At 70.4% G+C, this 20,485-nt stretch carries 14 protein-coding genes; 2 read left to right on the forward strand and 12 right to left on the reverse strand.

Annotated features, from left to right (window positions below):
- Positions 1-53 precede the first annotated feature (53 nt).
- The 3 genes from HLK59_RS20585 to proB all read right to left on the reverse strand — a co-directional run bounded on the left by HLK59_RS20585 (position 54) and on the right by proB (position 3,184).
- The gene (locus tag HLK59_RS20585) at positions 54-1,340 is read right to left on the reverse strand and encodes a glutamate-5-semialdehyde dehydrogenase (RefSeq protein ID WP_171142947.1); all 1,287 of its coding nucleotides are present in this window, start codon (positions 1,338-1,340) and stop codon (positions 54-56) included.
- A gap of 73 nt (positions 1,341-1,413) precedes the next feature.
- Positions 1,414-1,881 (reverse strand): hypothetical protein, encoded by a 468-nt coding sequence (locus tag HLK59_RS20590; RefSeq protein WP_171142948.1) that lies wholly within the window; start codon positions 1,879-1,881, stop codon positions 1,414-1,416.
- A gap of 196 nt (positions 1,882-2,077) precedes the next feature.
- Entirely contained in the window at positions 2,078-3,184 is a 1,107-nt protein-coding gene (proB, locus tag HLK59_RS20595; RefSeq protein ID WP_171142965.1) for a glutamate 5-kinase, read from the reverse strand.
- A 224-nt stretch (positions 3,185-3,408) separates the two neighbouring features.
- Here proB and HLK59_RS20600 point away from each other — a divergent pair, with 224 nt between their 5' ends.
- Together HLK59_RS20600 and HLK59_RS20605 are read left to right on the forward strand one after the other, a co-directional pair.
- Entirely contained in the window at positions 3,409-4,809 is a 1,401-nt protein-coding gene (locus HLK59_RS20600) for a polysaccharide pyruvyl transferase family protein (RefSeq protein WP_171142949.1), read from the forward strand.
- A 289-nt stretch (positions 4,810-5,098) separates the two neighbouring features.
- Positions 5,099-7,120, forward strand: coding sequence for a CDP-glycerol glycerophosphotransferase family protein (locus tag HLK59_RS20605; protein WP_240982542.1), 2,022 nt, complete (start codon positions 5,099-5,101; stop codon positions 7,118-7,120).
- On the opposite strand, the gene HLK59_RS20610 is transcribed toward HLK59_RS20605, so the two are convergent.
- The 9 genes from HLK59_RS20610 to rpmA all read right to left on the reverse strand — a co-directional run bounded on the left by HLK59_RS20610 (position 7,098) and on the right by rpmA (position 20,478).
- Positions 7,098-8,312 carry a glycosyltransferase family 2 protein gene (locus tag HLK59_RS20610; RefSeq protein ID WP_171142950.1) on the reverse strand — a complete coding sequence of 405 codons (1,215 nt, stop codon included), beginning with the start codon at positions 8,310-8,312 and terminating at the stop codon, positions 7,098-7,100. The genes HLK59_RS20605 and HLK59_RS20610 overlap by 23 nt on opposite strands.
- 224 nt (positions 8,313-8,536) lie before the next feature.
- Positions 8,537-10,588: a hypothetical protein gene (locus HLK59_RS20615; protein ID WP_171142951.1), complete on the reverse strand. Its 2,052-nt coding sequence runs from the start codon at positions 10,586-10,588 to the stop codon at positions 8,537-8,539.
- Positions 10,589-10,743: 155 nt separating this feature from the next.
- Positions 10,744-12,243: a bifunctional cytidylyltransferase/SDR family oxidoreductase gene (locus HLK59_RS20620; RefSeq protein ID WP_171142952.1), complete on the reverse strand. Its 1,500-nt coding sequence runs from the start codon at positions 12,241-12,243 to the stop codon at positions 10,744-10,746.
- 183 nt (positions 12,244-12,426) lie between these two features.
- Entirely contained in the window at positions 12,427-13,623 is a 1,197-nt protein-coding gene (locus tag HLK59_RS20625; protein WP_171142953.1) for a hypothetical protein, read from the reverse strand.
- Positions 13,624-13,716: 93 nt separating this feature from the next.
- A complete protein-coding gene (locus HLK59_RS20630; protein WP_171142954.1) occupies positions 13,717-15,267 on the reverse strand; it encodes an alkaline phosphatase D family protein in 1,551 nt (516 codons plus the stop codon).
- Between the two features lie 166 nt (positions 15,268-15,433).
- On the reverse strand, positions 15,434-16,909 hold the full coding sequence (locus HLK59_RS52025; protein ID WP_171142955.1) for an FG-GAP-like repeat-containing protein: 1,476 nt from the start codon (positions 16,907-16,909) through the stop codon (positions 15,434-15,436).
- Positions 16,910-17,019: 110 nt separating this feature from the next.
- A complete protein-coding gene (locus HLK59_RS20640) occupies positions 17,020-18,504 on the reverse strand; it encodes an FG-GAP and VCBS repeat-containing protein (protein WP_171142956.1) in 1,485 nt (494 codons plus the stop codon).
- 139 nt (positions 18,505-18,643) lie between these two features.
- Positions 18,644-20,089, reverse strand: coding sequence for a GTPase ObgE (gene obgE, locus HLK59_RS20645; protein ID WP_171142957.1), 1,446 nt, complete (start codon positions 20,087-20,089; stop codon positions 18,644-18,646).
- A gap of 134 nt (positions 20,090-20,223) precedes the next feature.
- Entirely contained in the window at positions 20,224-20,478 is a 255-nt protein-coding gene (gene rpmA, locus HLK59_RS20650; protein ID WP_030961848.1) for a 50S ribosomal protein L27, read from the reverse strand.
- Between the last annotated feature and the right edge of the window lie 7 nt (positions 20,479-20,485).

Here is a 20,485-nt window from a genome sequence, read left to right on the forward strand (position 1 = left end):
GTAGACCGAGGGGGTCAATTTGGGCAGACGGTACGGAAATTCATAGGGCTCGCTCAGCGGCGCACGTGTCCGTCGCCCGTGACGATGTACTTCGTGCTCGTCAGCTCCGGCAGCCCCATCGGGCCGCGCGCGTGCAGCTTCTGCGTGGAGATGCCGATCTCGGCGCCGAATCCGAACTGGCCGCCGTCGGTGAAGCGGGTGGAGGCGTTCACGGCGACGGTCGTGGAGTCGACCAGCTGGGTGAAGCGGCGGGCGGCCTGCTGGGAGGTGGTCACGATGGCCTCGGTGTGGCCGGAGGTCCACAGCCGGATGTGCTCGACGGCCTTGTCCAGCGAGTCGACGACGGCCGCGGCGATGTCGTAGGAGAGGTACTCGGTCTCCCAGTCCTCCGCCGTGGCCTCGACGACGGTCGCCTCGGAGTCCTTGGCGTACGCCAGCACCCGGTCGTCGGCGTGCACGGTCACGCCGGCCTCCGCGAGGGCGTCCAGGGCGCGGGGCAGGAACTCGGGGGCGATGTCCTGGTGGACGAGGAGCGTCTCGGCGGCGTTGCAGACGCTGGGCCGCTGCGCCTTGGAGTTGATCAGGATGTCGATCGCCATGTCGAGGTCGGCCTGCGCGTCGACGTAGACATGGCAGTTGCCGGTGCCGGTCTCGATGACGGGGACGATCGACTCGGTGACGACGGTCCGGATCAGCGAGGCGCCGCCGCGCGGGATGAGCACGTCGACCAGGCCGCGGGCCCGCATCAGCTCGCGCACGCTCTCGCGGCTCTCGCCGGGCACCAGCTGGACGGCGTCGGCGGGCAGCCCGGCCCCGCCCACGGCGTCGCGCAGCACCCGCACGAGGGCGGTGTTGGACTCGTACGCCGAGGCCGAGCCGCGCAGCAGGACAGCATTGCCGGACTTCAGGCACAGGGCCGCCGCGTCCACGGTCACGTTCGGGCGGGCCTCGTAGATGATCCCGACCACGCCGAGCGGGACCCGGACCTGGCGCAGGTCGATGCCGTTCGGCAGCGTCGACCCCCGCACCACCTCGCCGACCGGGTCGGGCAGGGCGACGACGTCGCGGACGTCCGAGGCGATGGCGCGGACCCGTTCCGGGGTCAGCGTCAGCCGGTCGATGACGGTCTCGCTGGTGCCGGCCTCACGGGCCTTGGCGATGTCCTTGGCGTTGGCCTCGACGATTTCGCTCGTACGGACTTCCAGCGCGTCCGCGATGGCGAGCAGCGCGTCGTCCTTCTCGGCCCGCGGCAGCGGGGCGAGGTCGGCGGCGGCGGCCTTGGCGCGGTAGGCGGCCTGCGTGACCGGGGACATGGAGTCGTACGGCGAAAGCGTGGTCATGAGGGAAGGGTAGTGCGCCCTACGGAGGCGGCCACCGCTCATCCCACACCGCGAGACATCCGTCCACCGGCCGTCAGAACGGGTGAACCCCCACCGGTGTGGCCGGCAGCGGGCCATATCCCTCGGCGATGCGCTGGTGGTAGGTCTCGCGGTCGATGACCTCCAGGCCGACGATCTCCCAGGGCGGCAGCCCCGCGGTCAGCCGGTGCTCGCCCCACAGCCGCAGGGCGACGGCGGCCGCGTCGTGCAGATCGCGGGCCTCCTCCCAGTAGCGGATCTCCGCGTGGTCGTTGGCGTAGCGGCTGGTCAGCAGAAAGGGATGGTCGTGGGCGAGCTGTTCGAGGCCGCGCCGCACCTCCTTCAGCGGCGCCTCCTTCCCGGAGACGCTGAGGGTCACGTGCCACAGGCGGGGCAGGTCCCGCGGCTCCTCGTACCGGTCGCCGGCCGCGACGCTCGTCAGGGCGCGCTCCTCACCGGCCGCACGCGACGAGGCCTCGGCGGCACCGCTGCGGGACCGGTCCCCAGGGCGCACTCGTCTCACGACGGCCTCCTTCACTCAGTGACCGACCCGGTGGTCGTGCGGAATGTGTCCCTGAGACAAAGTTGAGCAGGCCGCAAGGGTTCGCGTGGCGCTTTTGCGGAACGTCCACCTGAGGGCGACTCCTCGGACAGGACGTTCACCCCGTTTTCGGCTACGACGGGGCCTCCACGGCACCTTCGCCGTACTCCTGTCGCGGTCAGGGCTGGAGGATCACCAGGTCGTCCCGGTGCACGACCTCGCGCTCGTACGCCGGACCCAGCTCGCGCGCCAGCTCCCGCGTCGAACGCCCGATCAGCTGGGGGATCTCCTTGGCGTCGAAGCTGACGAGCCCGCGGGCCACCGCGCGCCCCTCGCCGTCGCGCAGTTCCACGGGGTCGCCGGCGTTGAACTCGCCCTCGACGGCGGCGATCCCGGCCGGCAGCAGCGACTTGCGGCGCTGGACGACCGCCCGGACCGCCCCGTCGTCCAGGGTCAGCGAGCCCTGCGGGGTGGAGGCGTGCTGGAGCCACAGCAGCCGGTCGGCGGAGCGCTTGCCGGTGGGGTGGAAGTAGGTGCCGGTGTCGCCGCCGGACAGCGCGTCGGCCGCGTGGACCGCGCTGGTCAGCACCACGGGGATGCCGGCCGCGGCGGCGATCCGGGCGGCCTCGACCTTGGTGACCATGCCGCCGGTGCCGACGCCGGCCTTGCCGGTGCTGCCGATGTCGACGCCGGCCAGGTCCGCGGGTCCCCGCACCTGAGCTATCCGCGAGGTGCCGGGCTTGCTGGGGTCGCCGTCGTACACCCCGTCCACGTCGGACAGGAGCACCAGCAGGTCGGCCCGGACCAGATGGGCGACCAGCGCGGCGAGACGGTCGTTGTCGCCGAAGCGGATCTCGTCGGTGGCGACGGTGTCGTTCTCGTTGACGACGGGGAACGCGCCCATCGCCAGGAGCTTGTCGAGGGTGGTGGAGGCGTTGCGGTGGTGGGAGCGGCGGCTCATGTCGTCGCTGGTGAGCAGGACCTGGCCGACGCGGACGCCGTAACGGGCGAAGGAGGCGGTGTAGCGGGCGACGAGCAGTCCCTGGCCGACGCTGGCGGCGGCCTGCTGGCGGGCGAGGTCCTTGGGGCGGCGGCGCAGTCCCAGCGGGGCGAGTCCGGCCGCGATGGCGCCGGAGGAGACGAGGACGACCTCCCGCTCTCCCCCGCTGCGGCTCTTGGCGAGGACATCGACGAGCGCGTCGACCCGGTCGGCGTCCAGGCCGCCCGACGCGGTGGTCAGCGACGAGGAACCCACCTTGACGACGATCCTGCGGGCCCCGCTCACGGCCGGCCTCACGCTTGCCACCTGCACTGTCCCCACTTCCTCGCGCGTGGCAGCAATCTACGCGAAGGGGCCCGCGCGAGACGTATCGGTCCAGCCCCCGGACACATCAGGAGGTAACCGCTTGCTCACCCTTCGCATACGGCAAAAAGGTTGTAGGGGTTGCTTATAGAAATCAAAGACGATCCAAATTTATTCTGAAGTTTGTGCCACCTAAAGTTCACCGCGTGAAGCGCATCCTGATCCGGTCCGGCAAGAGCCCGTTCGACGTCGTATCCGTGGAGGAGTCCCTTCAGCGGGACCTCATCGCCACCAACTCGGGCAACTTGATCTTCAGCGACGCCACCCACAAGCTGCTGGAGACACCGGACACCGAGGTGGTCTCGAACGGCATCAAGTCCCTGGTGTCCGAGGCGGCCCGGATCAACCGGGAGTACGACGCGTTCGTCGTACCGCTGGCGAACGCCTTCCGCCCGTCCTTCGAGCCGCAGCTCAAGCGGCTGACGCGGCTCATCCAGCGGCTGAAGATCCCGGTCGTGGTGGCCGGCGTCGGCGCGCAGACCGGGCTGGACTACGACCCGGCGCGGCTGAAGCCCATCGAGCCGTCCGTGCGCGAGTTCGTCTCGGCGGTGCTCGACCGCAGCGCCTCCATCGGGGTGCGCGGCGAGTTCACCGAGCAGTACCTCAAGGACATGGGGTTCCGGGACGTCGAGACCGTCGGCTGCCCCTCGCTGTTCATGTACGGCAAGGAACTCGACGTACAGAAGCGGTCGCCGGAGCTGACCGCCGAGTCCCGGATCGCGGTCAACGGGTCGCACAACGCGGTCCAGAAGCAGGGCCTGGGCAAGGTCATCGAGCGGAACCACGCCCGCTATCCGCACCTGCGCTTCATCGGCCAGAACCTCTCCGACGCGCGGCAGCTGCACTGGCGGGACCTGTCGGACCCGAACGCCAAGGTGACGGCGATACCGACGCACCCCGACCACCCGATGTACGGGGAGGACAAGGTCCGCGTCTACGTCGACCCGGTCACCTGGATCGACGACCTGCGCGACTTCGACTACTCCTTCGGCTCCCGCATCCACGGCAACATCGCGGCGCTGCTCGCGGGCACGCCCGCCACCGTGCTCGTCGGTGACTCCCGGACCCTGGAGCTGTGCCGCTACTTCGAGATCCCGCACGTCAGGATCGACCGGCTGCCCGCGGACCTGGACCCGGCGCGGCTGTACGAGGAGGCGGACTTCGGCGGGCTGGTGAGCGGTCACCACGAGCGCTTCGAGCGGTTCACGGCGTTCCTCGACCGCAACGGCCTGCGGAACACCTTCACGCACGGCGACGGCGGCGCGGCCTTCGAGAAGCGCATGAGCAAGCTGTCCTTCCCCGCGGGGGTGCGCCCCTGGCTGGAGGCGGACCTCTCCTCGCTGGCCGCGCGGATGGCGTTCATGCAGCGCCACATCACCGAACTGACGCTGGACAACGAGCGGTTGAAGCGGGACCTGGCCCGGGCCAAGTCCGGTTCCAGGGGCGCGAAGACGGTCGCGGGCGTTCCGGCGCCGTCGGTCTACCGCCGTGCGCGCCGCGTGGTGGGCGCACCCATCCGCCGGGCCCTCCAGTCGGGCCGCCAGTAGCGCGGCAGGCAGGCCGGGCACCAACTACCACTCCACGGTCGTCGCAAGGCGTCCGGACACGCGCGTGTCGTCCAGAGGTCGGCGGGCGTTAACCCGGGCGCACCTCCTGCGACGACCTTGGAGTGACGCAGTGCCCCCTTCCCTCCCCCGCCGGCGCTCCACCAAGAGGCCGAAGAGACCGAAAAGGCAGAAGAGACTCCGTCTCGGACGCTCCCTGAAACGTCTCTTCAGGCGCCCCCGCAGGCCCCTCCCCCTGCGCCGCAGGGCGGCCCAGGTCCTCGTCACGGCCCTGCTCGCCGCCGCCTTCACCGCACAGGCCGTCGCGGCGCTCCTGCCCGACATCCCGCTGCTGCTCGTCGCGACGGCCGCCTCGGTGGCCGGGGAGGGCGTGCTGTACCGGTGGCAGCGGCCCATGATGTCGGTGTTCGCCAAGTCGCACGCGGACATCACCGTGCGGCACATGCTGCGGGACCTGCTGCTGGTGGCGGGGCTGCTGCGGGTGGGCGAGCAGGAGCGGGAGTCGGTGTACGCCCCGCTCATCGCCGGTGTGCTGGTCTTCTACGCTCTGCACTTCGCGATCCAGGCGGTCTCCGTCCTGGTCCGCCGCACCCGCACCCTGCCGGTGGTGACCCGCAACATCGACGCCTCCGCGCTGCGCCTGTCGACCGCGCCGCCCGCCCTGCTGCTGCGCCGCCCCGGGCACCGTCTGCTGCTGTTCGGGCTGCCGGCCACCGCCGGTCTCGCGGCCACGGCGGCGACGGACGTCCCCGCGGCCGCCGCGGCCGGGGTCGCGCTGTCGCTCCTGCTCGCCCTGCTGGGCCTGGGCGAGCTGCTGCTGCGGCTGCTGCCGGGCCGCCGTCCCGCGGGCGAGCAGGAGGTGCTCGACTGGTTCGACGCGTGGCTGGCCGACTACCGGCCGACGGTGGGCCTGTACTTCTCCGGCGGCGCGTCCTCGGCGTACCAGGCGAACATGTGGCTGGAGTCGCTGGCCAAGCTCGACGCCCGGCCGGTGGTCGTGCTGCGTGAGCGCTTCATGGTGCAGAAGATCGCGGCGACCGACATCCCCGTCGTCTGCCTGCCCAAGGTCACCACCCTGATGCGCCTTGAGCAGTCCACGCTCCAGGTCCTCATCCACCCCTCCAACTCCGGCAAGACCTCCCAGGTCCTGCGCATCCCGACGCTCAGGCACACGTTCGTCAACCACGGCGAGAGCGACAAGCTGTCCTCGTGCAACCCGTACGCGAAGGCGTACGACGAGGTGTGGGTGGCCGGTCCCGCGGCGCGCGAACGGTACGCGCTGGCCGAGGTCGGCGTGGACGACCGGGACGTGGTGGAGACCGGACGGCCCCAGCTGGACGCCGTACGGCCGTACGCGGGGCCTCCCGCCGGCTCGTTCATGACCGTCCTGTACGCGCCGACCTGGGAGGGCTGGGACGGCAACCCGGGCAACACCTCGGTGATCGCGGCCGGCGAGAACCTCGTACGGGCGCTGCTCGCGGACGACGGCGTCCGGCTGCTCTACAAGCCGCATCCGCTGACCGGCTCGGTCGATCCGCGGGCCGGGGCGGCCGATCAGCGCATCCGGGAGCTGATCCGGAGCGCCAACCGGCGGCGGACCGGTCCGCGGCCCGCCGCCGGTGAGGAACTCGCGTCGCGAACGGCGGAGTTGGACCGGCTCACCACGGCCGACTTCCGCACCGGCGCCGACCAGGTCGAGCGGATGCTGCTCCAGTCGGTGCCGCAGAAGGGACGGGCGAAGGCGGTGGAGCGGGCCACGACCGCCTGGGAGGAGGCCTACTGGGCCTCGCTGCCGCAGTGGGAGCACCAGGTCGTCACGGACTCCCGGCCCACGCTGTACGCCTGCTTCAACCGGGCCGACCTGCTCATCAGCGATGTGTCGAGCGTGGTCAGCGACTTCCTGGCGAGCGGGAAGCCCTATGCGGTGGCCAACACCAGCGGGCTGTCCGAGGAGGTGTTCCGCGAGAGCTTCCCGACGGTCCGGGCCGCCACCGTGCTGACGCCGGACGCGGACGGGGTGGCGGAGCTGCTGGACGCCGTGCGCAAGCCCGAGAAGGACGAACTGGTCGAGGAGCGGGCCGAGTTGAAGCGCCATCTGCTGGGTCCGGCGGAACCGGTCTCGCAGGTGCGCTTCAACGCCGCCGTACAGGCGCTGTGCACGGAGGCGCGGGAGCACCGCGCGCGGATGCGGGAGCGGCTGGCGGCGGAGATCCCCGGCCAGCGGCAGACGGAGGAGCAGCCCGCCGCCGCGGCGGCGGCGGAACCGTCCGTCACGCCACCGCAGCAGGCCTGACGTCCCGGGCCGGCAGGATCCGGCGGGCCTTGCGCAGTGCCCGTCGGACGAGGGAGTCGAGCCCGCCCTCGCGGTACCCCGGGAACATTCGGGCCTCGCGCGGTTCGGCGAGGTAGACGGAGTCGGGGATGCCGACGGCGGTGTCGCGGAAGTGGGGGTAGGCGAGGTACACGCGGCGGCCGCGCTTCTCCAGCAGCGCGGCGGCCTGCTTCTTGGCCCGCAGGAACTCCAGGACCTCCACGAGGAGTTCGGGCCGCTCCTCGGCCACCAGATGGAGACGCAGTCGCTCGTCGACCCTGAGTCGGTGGGCGACCTCGTCGGTCCAGTAGGCGTCCATCAGGGGCTTGGCCAGCTCCCGCTTGTGCCGTCGGACCTCCTCGCTGTCCCGCAGGTATTTCGGGCCGAACTGCGGGAGCAGCGTGACGAGGAAGGGGCGGAGCATGAGCATGTCGCGCCGCGGGCCCGCCGGGACCATCTCCGCGATCAGGTTCATCAGGGCGCGCGCGGAGTCGAAGCGCAGGGTGTAGCTCCCGCTCTTCGTCACGTGCTTGCCGTCCTCGCGGCCCACCAGGTAGTAGCAGGTGTAGTCGTCGATCAGCGAGACGCCGTCGGCCCGCAGATAGGCCTCCATGGTGAACAGGGCGTCCTCGCCGGTCCACAACGACTCGTCGAACCGCATGCCGTGACGGTCCAGCAGGTCGCGGCGGAACAGCTTCTGCGCGCTCAGCGTGAACTTGATGTTGGACGACCAGATGTCGGTGCGCTCCAGCGTCCGCCCCCACATCGACTGCGGCGGCTTGCGGTTGATGCCCTCGACGTGGCCGAGGACGACGTCGGTGCCGTTGCGGTCGGCCATCGCGACCATCCGCTCAAGGGCCTCGGGGCCGAGCCGGTCGTCGGCGTCCAGGAAGAACACGTACCGTCCGGCGGCCTTGCCCAGTCCGACGTTGCGCGGGCCGCTGGGGCCGCCGGAGTTGTCCTGGCGGATCACGGTGACCGGCATGTCGGCGCGGTCCGCGAACTCCTCCAAGCACGCGCCGGTGCCGTCGGTGGAGCCGTCGTCGACCGCGATGACCTCGATGCGCGCGTGGTCGATGGTCTGGGCCTCGACGGACGCGAGGCACTCGACCAGGTACGGCATCGCGTCGTACGCCCCGATGATCACGGTCACATCAGGCTGCGGCACGGTCACATTTCCCCCAGATCATGAGGAACCCTTGGTCATTGGGCATTCCCCCTGTATTGGCTTATTCGCAACTTAGTAGACGGACGAGGACGGGAAGCGGTTGCCCGTTCATAGCTTTTTTGTGGCGCAGGTCACGATCGCTGGGAACGTGTTCCTCATGACGTACGTAAAAGGGCCCTGTTTTCGAGGATCAGTCCTCGAAAACAGGGCCCTTTTTGACGGCGAGTTGGTCAGGCCTTGGTCGTGGCCTCCGCGGCTCCGGCCGCCGCCCGTGACTCCTGGCCGACATTGCGGGTCTCGGCCTTGGCGGCGAGGTTGCCGACCGCGGTGTTGAACTGCTCGATGGACGTCGGCTCGTCCGGGCCCAGCAGATACTGCTTGAGCTCCTTGCGGTCCTCCGCCAGCGGGTCGCCCGCGGGGTCGCGGACCGCGTCGAGCAGACCGCCGAGTTCGGCCGCGCTGTTGGACAGGATCGTGGCGGCGCGCACCGCGGTGTTCTGCCGCTTGAACTCCTCCACACCCAGCTCGGCGGAGTCCGTCACCGCGTACGGCTTGCCGCTCGCGATGAAGTCGGAGACCACGCTGGAGATGTCGGAGACCATCGCGTCGGAGACGTTGAAGCAGTCGTACAGCCGCGGCTCGGCGCCGGTGATGACCCGGTGCTCGAAGGTGCCGACGGAGCGCCAGTAGGCGTCGTTCCACTCGGCGCGCAGCCGGGCGATCTCCTCGTGCCTGGCCACGTCGACCACACCGTCACGCGTGGCCTCGGCCTCGTCGCCCTTGTCGCCGCCGCGGCCGGACAGCTCGGCGATCCGTGCCTCGATCCGGACGAGATCGGCCTTGGCCCGCGTCCGGTCGGCCGCGTCGGCCGTGAAGCGGGCGTCGCCGGCCCGCTCGGCGCCGGCCTTCTCCACCAGGGCGGTGATCCGCGCGTGCGCGGCCCCCGCCTCCTTGCTGACGGTGCCGGTGAAGGGGTGCGGCTTGTACAGGACCCGGACCGGCGGGTCGGCCTTCACCAGCTTCTTCACGATGTTCTCGCCGGCCAGCACGATCGAGGTGTTGCCCGGGTCGCCGTCCCAGCCCTCCCAGGTGGGCGCGTAGAGCACGGTGGGGATACGGCCCTCGGGCACACCGTTCCAGGTCTGGATGGGCGCCAGCTGCGGGCGGCCGACCTCGGCGATGTCGTCGTCGCGGACGCCGACGTCGGCGATGGCGTAGCGGTCGCGGCCGGCCCGGCCGGCGGTCCACACCTCGTCGTACACCTTGCTGAACGGGTTGACGCTGGCGAGCTTGTCGCTGTCGCCGTGGCCGATGAAGACGTGCTTCATGGTCGGGACGCGCAGCAGGTGGATGTTCTTGCCGACGTTCGCCGCGTACAGCGCGACGCGCACGTTGGTCAGGTCCATGTTCATCAGGTGCACCCCTCCGGGCACGCAGACGACGGGGACCGTGGTGGGGGCCAGGTTGTTCAGTATGGCCCGCTCACGCAGGATGATCAGCGGCTTGGAGTCCAGCTGCTCCATGGTCTCCAGCCACATGTTGACCTGGTACGCCGAGTCCTTGGAGCCGGAGAAGTACAGCACCGTCTCCGGCCGGTAGCCGGCCAGCCATTCGTCGACGGCGGCCAGCACGGTCTCCGCGTTCGGCGGGATCTTGCTGCCGCGGACGTAGGGCATGAGCGCGACGACGTACAGGGTGCCCAGCGCTATCGTCACGCCGATACCGACGAACGCCGCGAGGGTCTCGTCCATGGCCGCGGAGACCAGCACGCCGATCACGGCGGCGAGGTCCAGGTGCAGCATCTTCTCGGCGGAGCGGTTGAGCAGGGGGCGCGGCGGGGCGTCCGGGATGCGGATGCGGGACTTCAGGTCGACGTTGCGGGTGGCGACCGGCATCCGGCGGCGGTTGCGGATCAGGGTGACCAGCGCGCCGTGCGGGGCCTGGAGGCCGTAGAAGGCGATGAAGCACGCGACGGCGCCGTAGAAGACCAGGCCGTCCGCGAGGTCGAGCCGGGCCAGCAGCAGGATCAGGAGCAGCTGCCGGATCAGGAAGCGGATCGACAGACCCGCGCGCACCTTGCTCAGGCGGTTGATCAGATAGCTGCCCTGGCGGTGCAGATAGTGGTCCGCCAGGTACGTCACCGCGGCGGCGGCCGTGAAGGCGGGAACGCTCGGGACGAGCGCGGCCAGCATGAGCGCCGGGAAGCCCAGGATCATGAGGGCCGCCGCGGCCAGCTCGGCCGCGCTGCCCACCCGGGCGACGCGAATGGCTCTGGTTATCACAGAGGAACCTGCTCTTGGAGGGGGAGTGCCGGTGTGGTTCTGAGGTACAGCGAAAAGGTGAGAAATTCGCGGGAGGTACTGATTCAGGCCCCTGCGAATGCTCCGATAACGGGCAGCCACAGAGGCCTGAATAGCAGATGTCTAATTGCGTTTGATTATGCCACGCCGTCCTGACGGTCCAGGACACTGGCAAGTGCCTGCTCGAACCCGGAGGCCTTGCCCGCGGCGGCGGTGGGGTCCTGCTGGCGCACGTCGATGACATGGCCGGTGAGCTCGGACAGCAGCACGTCGAGCGAGGTGCGGGCGACGGCCTCGGAGGAGAGCAGGGTGCCCGAGGGCTCCTGACCGAAGGCCTTGGTGCGCATCGGGGTCGCGGTGCGCTCCGGGTTGATGCAGTTGACGCGGACACCGTCGCCGGCCCACTCGTCGGACAGGGCCTGGGTGAGGTTCACCATCGCGGCCTTGGTCGAGGAGTAGAGGCTGTACTCGGCGCGGCCGCGGGTGTAGCTGCTGGAGGTGTAGAGCAGCAGCTGGCCCTTGGTCTCCGCCAGGTACTTGTAGCTGGAACGTGCGATCTGCACCGGGGCGAGGTAGTTGACCTTCAGCGCTTCCTCGATGGTCGCGTTGTCGGTCTCGGCCAGCTTGCCGATGCGCAGTACTCCGGCGGTGTTGACGACGTAGTCGATGCGCCCGGTCTCGGCGTACGCCTTGGACAGCGCGTCGTCGACCTCCTCGGGGTTCTCGACGTGCGTGCCGGTGGTGGAGCGGCCCAGCGCGTACACCTTCGAGCCGTAGGACTCGGCGAGTTCGGCGATGTCCTTGCCGATGCCGTACGAACCGCCGAAGACGACCACGGTCTTGCCGGTCAGCAGCTCGCGGTAGGCAGCCTCGTCGACCTGCTCGGGCGCGGCGGTGGAGGCCAGCTGGAAGAGCTTGTCGGCGATGAAGACGTCGACGGGCTGGGTGACCTTCATGTTGTACTCGTCGCCCGCGACGACGTGGATCGGCACGTCCGGCAGGTACTTGAGCACGACCGAGCAGTCGTCCGTGGCCTGGAAGTTGGGGTCACCGGCGGCGACCTCGTAGGCCCGCCGGATCGTGGACAGCTTGAAGGCCTGCGGGGTCTGGCCGCGGCGCAGCCGGGAGCGGTCCGGGATCTCGGTGATGAACTCGCCGTCCTCACCGTGCGTACGCGTCACGATGATGGTGTCCGCGGACGGGATGGCGACGTCGACGGCCTGGTAGCGCTCCAGGGCGACCACGCAGTCGTCGATGACGCGCTGCGAGAGCAGGGGGCGGACGGCGTCGTGGAACAGGACGTTGCGGTCCTCCCCCTCGGCCAGGCCCTCGCCGAGCGCCTCGATGGCGCGCTCGGTGGTCTCGTTCCGCGTCGAGCCGCCCTCGATGACCTTCTTGACCTTGGTGAAGCCGGCCTTGGCCACGATCTTCTCTATGTCCGGCACATAGCCCGGCGCCATCAGGACGATGATGTCGTCGATCGAGTCGGCGTTCTCGAAGGTGGTCAGGGTGTGCTCGATGACTGCCTTGCCGGCGATCTTCAGCAGCTGCTTGGGGATCGAAAGACCCACGCGCTGACCGGTACCGCCGGCCAGGATCACTGCGGTGGTACGGGGCTTGGCGATGTGCTGGGACACAGATGACCTACCTCGGGGCGACAGGGAACTCGGAAATGGTCCCACTTGGGGTTACCGCAGTGCAAGGTGAGCGCCCTCCGCCGCATATGTGCGCGCCATCTGTCATTCACCTTGTACTCCTGGTGACCGCGGGAGTCCTGAATCGGACACCCGTGGAATTGCTGTGAGTAAGCGCACAAGCGGTCAGTGCCCGCGCAGCTTCTTCAGACAGCGATGCCCCAGCACCCTCATGAGTTCCCTGGACGACGTCTGGTGCACCGTGCGCGACTTGGCCGGGGCGGTGTGCCGGACCGGTGCCGCGGCCGCGGCGGCGAGCGCGCCGTACAGCGCCTGGGCCGCCACCTCGGGCGCGACGCGCGGTTCGGCGGGCGCCTCCCACACGGGCGGCGGCGGTACGGCGGACAGCAGCGCCGGGTCGCCCAGCACCCGCACGCCCATCGTGGCGATCCGTCCGACCATCTCGGCGCCGAGCTCCGCGGCCGCCTCGACGGCCCAGCCCGGGGTGCTGATCTTCACGTCCTCGGGCGAGGGGCTGCACGCGTTCTTCATATGCATGACCGCGCCGTTGCGGACGAGCTTGGAATACAACTCGTCGGGCAGCCCATTGCCGCGGAATTCCTTATTAAGATTCCGCAGCATTTCGGTCTCGGCGAGGGTGAGCGAACGGTTCGCGGTGTCCGGGACCGGCTGGAGGAGATTCTCGGGCAGTCCGAGGAGCCGCTCGAAGGTGCGCATCAGTCCGCCCCGGTCCCGGTCGTCGACCACGACGACGGTGATCCGCTGCGGGCCGACCGCCCGGACCCAGCGCTCGACCAGCCGGTCGTGCCGGTGGCGGCGCCAGAAGCTGGGGTTGGGCTTCTCGTACGGCGCCTTCCGCAGCATGTGCGTGAGCCAGTCCTCGTAGCCCATGCGCAGACCGTTCTGCACGTACTGCTGCCACTGCGAGGGCATGATCTTCGCCAGTGGGCGCAGGGTGATCAGGACATGGACCCGGTCGCCGCCGAGCTGCTCGACGATCCGCGCGATGGTCGCGTCGTCCTCGGCGTCGGCGAAGAACTCGCTGCTGACCACCGAGGTCCGCTTCCCGGAGGCCTGCACCTGGGCCAGGAGGCGTGTCCAGTGCTGGTCGGTGGGCACGGTGTCGCCCATCATCGCGGGCCTGGCGCACGCGGCGAGGGCGGCCTCCATGGGGTGCCGGGTGGTGGCCGGCCAGTCGACCCCGTACGCGCCGAGCCGGTCCTTGACGGCGAACATCGCGCCCTGGATCGAGGTCGTCCCGGTTTTGTGGGGGCCGATGTGCAGCAGGCGGGTGCCCGCGGGCAGCGGGGTGATCACGCCGCCGTTCGCCGGGGGTTCATGTCTCGTACAGTCCGTCTCCATGGTTAAGGGACGGTAAGAGGGGTTCCTGAGACTGCGCTGAGAGAGACCTGGGACACAGATGAGTCCCAGGCTCCCGTCACACGCAGTTCACGCTCAGACGAGTTCGACCCCGGGCCGGTCCGACTCCACCCGCAGCGTGGCCAGCGTGCTCGCCGTGGCCGTCGGCTGCCGGACCGTGTCGACGGTCCTGACCCGGGCGTCGATGCCGTGCCGGTCGACGTCGAACAGGTGGTAGCCGCGGTGGGCGTCGAGCAGCTTCCAGTGCGGGTTGTCCGCCATCAGCGGGTCCCACTGCCGGTGGAAGGCGTCCTGGTCCTGGTCGCCGTTGCTGGAGATGGACGTCCCCACGAACTCGGCGCCGACGACGTCGGAGTCCGGGTCGGCGAAGTCCTCCTTGAGGTCGCTGATCATCGTCAGATGGCGGTCGCCGGTGAACACCACGGGGTTGCGGACGTCCTCGAACTCCCGCATGAGCTGGTTGCGTTCGGCCTGGTAGCCGTCCCAGGCGTCGTAGTACCAGAGCTTGCCCTCGCCGACCTTCAGATCGGTCTCGGCCATCATGATCTGCGAGGCGATGAGGTTCCAGCGGGCCGGGGAGTCGCGCAGCCCGTCCAGGAGCCACTCCTTCTGCCCGGCGCCGAGCATGGTGAGCGAGGGGTCCTGGGCGCCCTCCTGGCTGGTCGCCTGGTCGCTGCGGAACTGCCGGGTGTCGAGCACGTTGAGCCGGGCGAGGCGGCCGAACTCCAGTCGGCGGTACATCTGGATGTGCGGGCCGTCGGGGACCGAGGTCGCGCGGACCGGCATGTGCTCGTAGTACGCCTGGTAGGCCGCGGTGAGCCGGGCCACGAAGGCGTCGTGCGGCTGCTTGGCGGGGTCCTGCGGGATCTCGCCGGCGAAGTCGTTGTCGACCTCGTGGTCGTCGAAGGTGACGATCCAGGGGGCGCCGGCGTGCATCGCGGCGAGGTCCGGGTCGCTGCGGTACTGGGCGTACCGGTTGCGGTACTGGACCAGGGTGTACGGCTCCCCCGTGCCCTCGTGCCGGCGCACACCCGTCGAGGCGGGCGAGGACTCGTAGATGTAGTCGCCGACGAAGAGCACGAAGTCGGGGTCCTGGGCGAGCATGTCGGCGTACGGCGTGAAATAGCCGTGCTGGTAGTTCTGGCAGGACGCGAGCGCGAAGCGCAGGCTGCCGCCCTTGCTGTGCGGGTGGGGGGCGGTGCGGGTGCGGCCGGTGGGCGAGATCTGGCCGCTCGTGCGGAAGCGGTACCAGTAGGTGCGGCCCGGGCGCAGATGCCGTACATCCACGTGAACGCTGTGCCCGTACTCGGGCCGCGCCTGGGCCACGCCCCGGCGTACGGGCTTTCTGAAGCGTTCGTCCTCCGCGAGCTCCCACTCCACCGGCACGACCTCGTCGGGCATACCGCCGCCGTTGAGCGGGTCGGGGGCCAGCCGGGTCCACAGGACGATGCCGTCGGGCAGCGGGTCGCCGGAGGTGACACCGAGGCTGAACACGCCGTCGGGCAGCGTCGTTCCGGCCGCTCGGGCGGTGGTCGGCAGCCACAGCTGGGCGGAGGCGGCGGCGCCGAGCACGGCGGCCCCGGCGGTCAGAAAGCGGCGTCGGTCGGGCGATGTTGCTCCGGTCATCAACGAACTCCCTTGCCTCACTGGGCTCTTGGACACGGGGAAGCACATGCCCGCGGTCGGTCGGCCCGCTGAACCCCGGGCTTCGGGTGCATGACAAATGAGCAGACAACAGAAGACCCGTTGCGGCGCAGGAACCCCCCGTTGCCGCAACGGGCCTGACAGATGATCAGTATGCGAAACCGGAGGCGAATTTCGCGTTCTTGCCGTTGGTGCCGAGCAGGGTCGTGCCGAACGCCGTCGTCCCGTTCGGTGCCACGACGGTCGCCGCCCCGGAGCGGAACGTCCACACGAACCCGGAGGCGGAGTTCTCCCCCGGTGCCCCGACGGCGAGGTCGGCCCGTCCGTCGGCGTTCGCGTCACCGAGGTGGACGGCCGCGCCGAAGGTGTCGCCGGACTCCGCGGTCCCGGGCACGTTGCCCGTGCTCTGGCTGACCGCCTGGGCGCCGGCCCCGGTGAGCCCGGCGGCACCGCCGCGCAGGACGACCACCGAACCGGCGTTGCCCGCGCTGCCCAGGTCCTCGCCGGGCAGCCCGGTCACCACGTCCGGATACCCGTCGCCGTCGACGTCACCGATCTGCACGTCGGTCCCGAAGCGGTCGCCCTTCTCGGCGGTGCCGGGCACCCCCGCGCTGTCCTGGTTGAGGAAGACGCCGGCGACCCCGTCGGGCCCGTTCGCCGTGCCCGGGATCCAGCCGACCCGGCCGCCCTTGGCGGGGTAGGCGTCGTGGTCGCTGTCGTACCCGTCGACGGCACGGCCCACGACGATGTCGTCGTAGCCGTCCTGGTTCACGTCCCCGACGTCGAGGTTCTCGCCGCCCTGGAGGCCGGCGCCGTCGATGTCGTAGACGAGGGTGAAGTACGGGGAGACACCGTCGCGTGTGCCGTACCAGTACGCGATCCGGCGCGAGTCCCACTCCTCCTGGTCGTTCGCGGCGGCGACGACGTCCGTGATGCCGTCGCCGTTGACGTCCCCTGCGGCCAGGTCGAGGATCCGGCTGTTGTAGCGGTCCGTCACCACCTGCTCGCCCTCGTGCGAACCGTCCTTCGCGAACGGGCCCTTGAGGACCCGCAGGTTCTTCTCGTTCTGGACGGTCACCACGTCGGTCGCCCCGTCGGCGTCGACGTCGGCGGCGGTGAGCCGGCCCTGGGTGCCCAGCCGGTCGTTCGCGCTCTTGCCGGTGGCCAGGGACGCGGCGCCGGACAGCCCGTTCTTCCCGCCCCAGACGACCTGCACATAGCCGGAGTCGGTGCCCCCGGAGGCCGTGTCCTCGCCGCCGACCCCGACGACCAGGTCCGCGTACCCGTCCCGGTTCAGGTCGGCCGTGGTGAGCGCGCTGCCGAACCGGTCGCCCTTCTCGACACTGCCCGGCACCCCGGCGGTGCTCTGGCTGAACACCTTCCGCCCGGTGGTGGTCAGCCCGTGCGCCGTGCCGTACAGCACGGCGACATACCCGGCCTGCGCCTTGCCGCCGACGCTCCCCGAAGGCGCCGCGACCGCGAGGTCGGCATAGCCGTCCCCGTTGAAGTCGTCCTGGAGCCGCGCGGCGGTCGCCGCGCTGTCCGCGGCCGCCGGGGCCGCCCCCGTGACGGCCAGCACCACGGCGACCGCCGCCCCCCAGGCCTGTCTGCGTCTGCCACTCATCGCACCGCTCATTGCACCCTCCCCTGTCCATTCCGTACGGCGAACCCGTCGCCGTCGGTCCCTCCGCGGAGCCCGTGCGACGGGCCCCGCACTGTCGATCCGTACGAGGCTCAGTGCGGGAAGTCCGCACCCAGCCGGGCGGAGTCCGGATTCATGCCGAAGGCCTTGGCGCCGAAGGAGCGGGACCCCGTGGTGGTGACCCCGGCGGCGGTGGAACGGAAGGCCCACACCGAGCCGGCGTCGGCGTTCTCGCCGGGGGCACCGACGACCAGGTCGGCACGGTGGTCGGCGTCGGTGTCCAGCAGGGTGACGGCCTCGCCGAAGCGGTCCCGGCGCTCGGCGGTGCCGGGGACACCGGCCGTGTTCTGGCTGAACACCTTCGAACCGGCGCCGGTGGGGCCCGCCGCCCCACCCGGGATCACGGCGACCGTGCCCGCGTCCTGCGCTCCGGAGAAGTCCTCCAGCGGGTTGCCCGCCACGATGTCGGCGTATCCGTCGCCGTCGACGTCCCCGACCTCGACGGACGCGCCGAAGAGGTCTCCCGGCTCGCCGGCGCCCGGCACTCCGGGGGTGTCCTGGTGGAGCATGCGCGGGTCCCCGGACTTCGGGCCCTGCGCGGTGCCCAGGACGACACCGACCCGTGAGCCGTACTGGCTGGGGTCGTTCGGCTCCTCGTTGCCGTTGGCCGGGTAGGGCCTGCCGAAGACGATGTCGTCGCGGCCGTCGCCGTTCACGTCACCGAGCTCGATGTCGCTGCCGCCCTCGATCTTCGCGCCCCGCGCGTTCCGCAGCGCGGTGAGCGGGGTGAGGCCGTCGCGGGTGCCGTGCAGGTAGTTGAGGTGGTGGCTGGAGCTCTGGTCGCCGGGTTCCCAGTCGGCGGGCATGGTCAGCGAGAGGAGGTCGGTGATGCCGTCGCCGTCGACGTCCCCGGCCGCCATGTCGAGCACCGAGTCGTCGTGGTCGTAGACGGGGACCTCCTGGGTCCGGGCGGGCACGCCGTCCCGGGTGAAGGGGCCGAACCGCACGCCGCCGGGCATGGCCAGGTCGGTGTGGCCGTCGCCGTCGAAGTCACCGGGGAGGCTGGAGCCCGCGAGGAGCCGGCCCGGCTGGAGCAGCGTGCCTCCAGACAGGCCCGTGGCCGAACCCCACAGCACGGTCTGGCTGTGGACCTGTGCCACGCCGCCCGACGTCCAGTGCTCCCCGGTCGCGGGGGCCACCAGGTCGGTGTAGCCGTCGCCGTCCAGGTCGACGGGGATGACATGGTCACCGAAACGGTCGTCCGCCTCAGGCGATCCGGGGACACCGGGCGAGGCCTGCGAGTAGACCTTCCGGGTCGCGAGGTCCAGACCCTTCGCCGAGCCGAGAACGACGGCGAAGTAGCCCGCCGCCTTCTTGCCGCCGACCGTGGCGTACGGCACCCCGACGGCGAGATCCTCGTACCCGTCCCCGTTGAAGTCCTGCCGTGCCTCAGCCTTCGGCTGCGCCTGCGCGACGGGCAGCGCACCGCACGTGGCGGCGATCAGGGCGATCGCCACCACGAGGGCACGCCGGGTTCCGTGCGAGGCGGACGGGGCGGACCGGACGAACACAGTCACCTGAACTCCGGCTGTCGTAAGGGCAGTTGACCGCGGAGAGGCTCAAGATCCTCATCCACGCTGCCCAGTACGACTCACCGGAACGACGCTTGGTTGCCCTGTCGTACGCCCGAGGTTCACACAGAGTCAATCAGCGAGGTCACTGCTCGAACGGCTCGAAGTCGTCGAACTCCCGCGCCGCCTCGTCCCGTTCGGCCTCCTTGTCGCGGCGCCGCTGGGCCGCGGGGCGCGGAGCCTCGAAGCGGTGGTCCTCACCACGGCGGCCGAGCATCTCGGCACCGGCCATCACGGTCGGCTCCCAGTCGAAGACCACGGCGTTGTCCTCGGGGCCGATGGCCACACCGTCGCCCGAGCGGGCGCCCGCCTTCATCAGCTTCTCCTCGACACCGAGGCGGTTGAGCCGGTCGGCGAGGTAGCCGACCGCCTCGTCGTTGCTGAAGTCGGTCTGCCGCACCCAGCGCTCCGGCTTCTCGCCGCGCACCCGGAACAGCCCGTCCTCCTCGCGCACCACGGTGAAGCCCGCGTCGTCCACGGCCTTGGGCCGGATGACGATCCGCGTCGCCTCCTCCTTCGGCTTCGCGGCACGCGCCTTGGCGACCACGTCGGCCAGCGCGAACGACAGTTCCTTCAGCCCCATGTGCGCCACCGCGGACACCTCGAAGACGCGGTAACCGCGCGCCTCCAGCTCCGGGCGGACCATCTCGGCGAGGTCCTTGCCGTCCGGGACGTCGATCTTGTTCAGCACGACCATGCGGGGCCGCTTGTCGAGCCCGGCGCCGTACTGCCGCAGCTCCTCCTCGATGATGTCGAGGTCGGAGACGGGGTCACGGTCGGATTCCAGGGTCGCCGTGTCCAGCACGTGCACCAGCACGCTGCACCGCTCCACGTGCCGCAGGAACTCCAGGCCCAGACCCTTGCCCTGGCTGGCGCCCGGGATCAGACCCGGCACATCGGCGATGGTGTAGACGGTCGAGCCGGCGGTCACCACACCGAGGTTCGGCACCAGGGTGGTGAAGGGGTAGTCGGCGATCTTCGGCTTGGCCGCGCTCAGCACCGAGATCAGCGAGGACTTGCCCGCGCTCGGGTAGCCGACCAGCGCCACGTCGGCGACGGTCTTCAGCTCCAGGACGATGTCCTGGAGGTCACCGGGGACACCGAGCAGCGCGAAGCCGGGCGCCTTGCGGCGGGCCGAGGCCAGCGCCGCGTTGCCGAGGCCGCCGCGGCCGCCCTGGGCGGCGACGTAGGAGGTGCCGTGCCCGACCAGGTCGGCGAGGACATTGCCCGCCTTGTCCTGGACGACGGTGCCGTCCGGCACGAACAGGACCAGGTCCTGGCCGTCCTTGCCGGAGCGGTTGCCGCCCTCACCGGGCTTGCCGTTGGTGGCCTTGCGGTGCGGGGAGTGGTGATAGTCCAGGAGTGTGGTCACCGACTGGTCGACGGTCAGGATGACATCGCCGCCCCGCCCGCCGTTTCCGCCGTCGGGGCCGCCGAGCGGCTTGAACTTCTCCCGGTGGACGGAGGCACAGCCGTGACCTCCGTTACCCGCGGCGACATGCAGTTCGACGCGGTCCACGAAGGTGGTCATGGGGGGTGCCTCCAGCACTTGAAATGTTCGTACGGTTCTCTACTGCTGTAACACGCGAAAGGCGGACCCGCCTTCCCACAGGGGAAGTGAGGTCCGCCTCGCGAAACGTTCGGTCTGAAGCCCTAAGCCTGAGCTCAGGCGACCGGGACGATGTTCACGACCTTGCGGCCACGGTGGGTGCCGAACTGCACCGCACCGGCGTTCAGCGCGAACAGCGTGTCGTCGCCGCCACGGCCGACGCCCGCGCCGGGGTGGAAGTGGGTGCCGCGCTGGCGGACCAGGATCTCACCCGCGTTGACGACCTGACCGCCGAAACGCTTCACGCCGAGGCGCTGAGCGTTGGAGTCACGACCGTTACGGGTGGACGATGCGCCCTTCTTGTGTGCCATCTCTCCT

It is taken from the genome of Streptomyces sp. S3(2020), from assembly GCF_013044505.1.
Classification (GTDB): domain Bacteria; phylum Actinomycetota; class Actinomycetes; order Streptomycetales; family Streptomycetaceae; genus Streptomyces.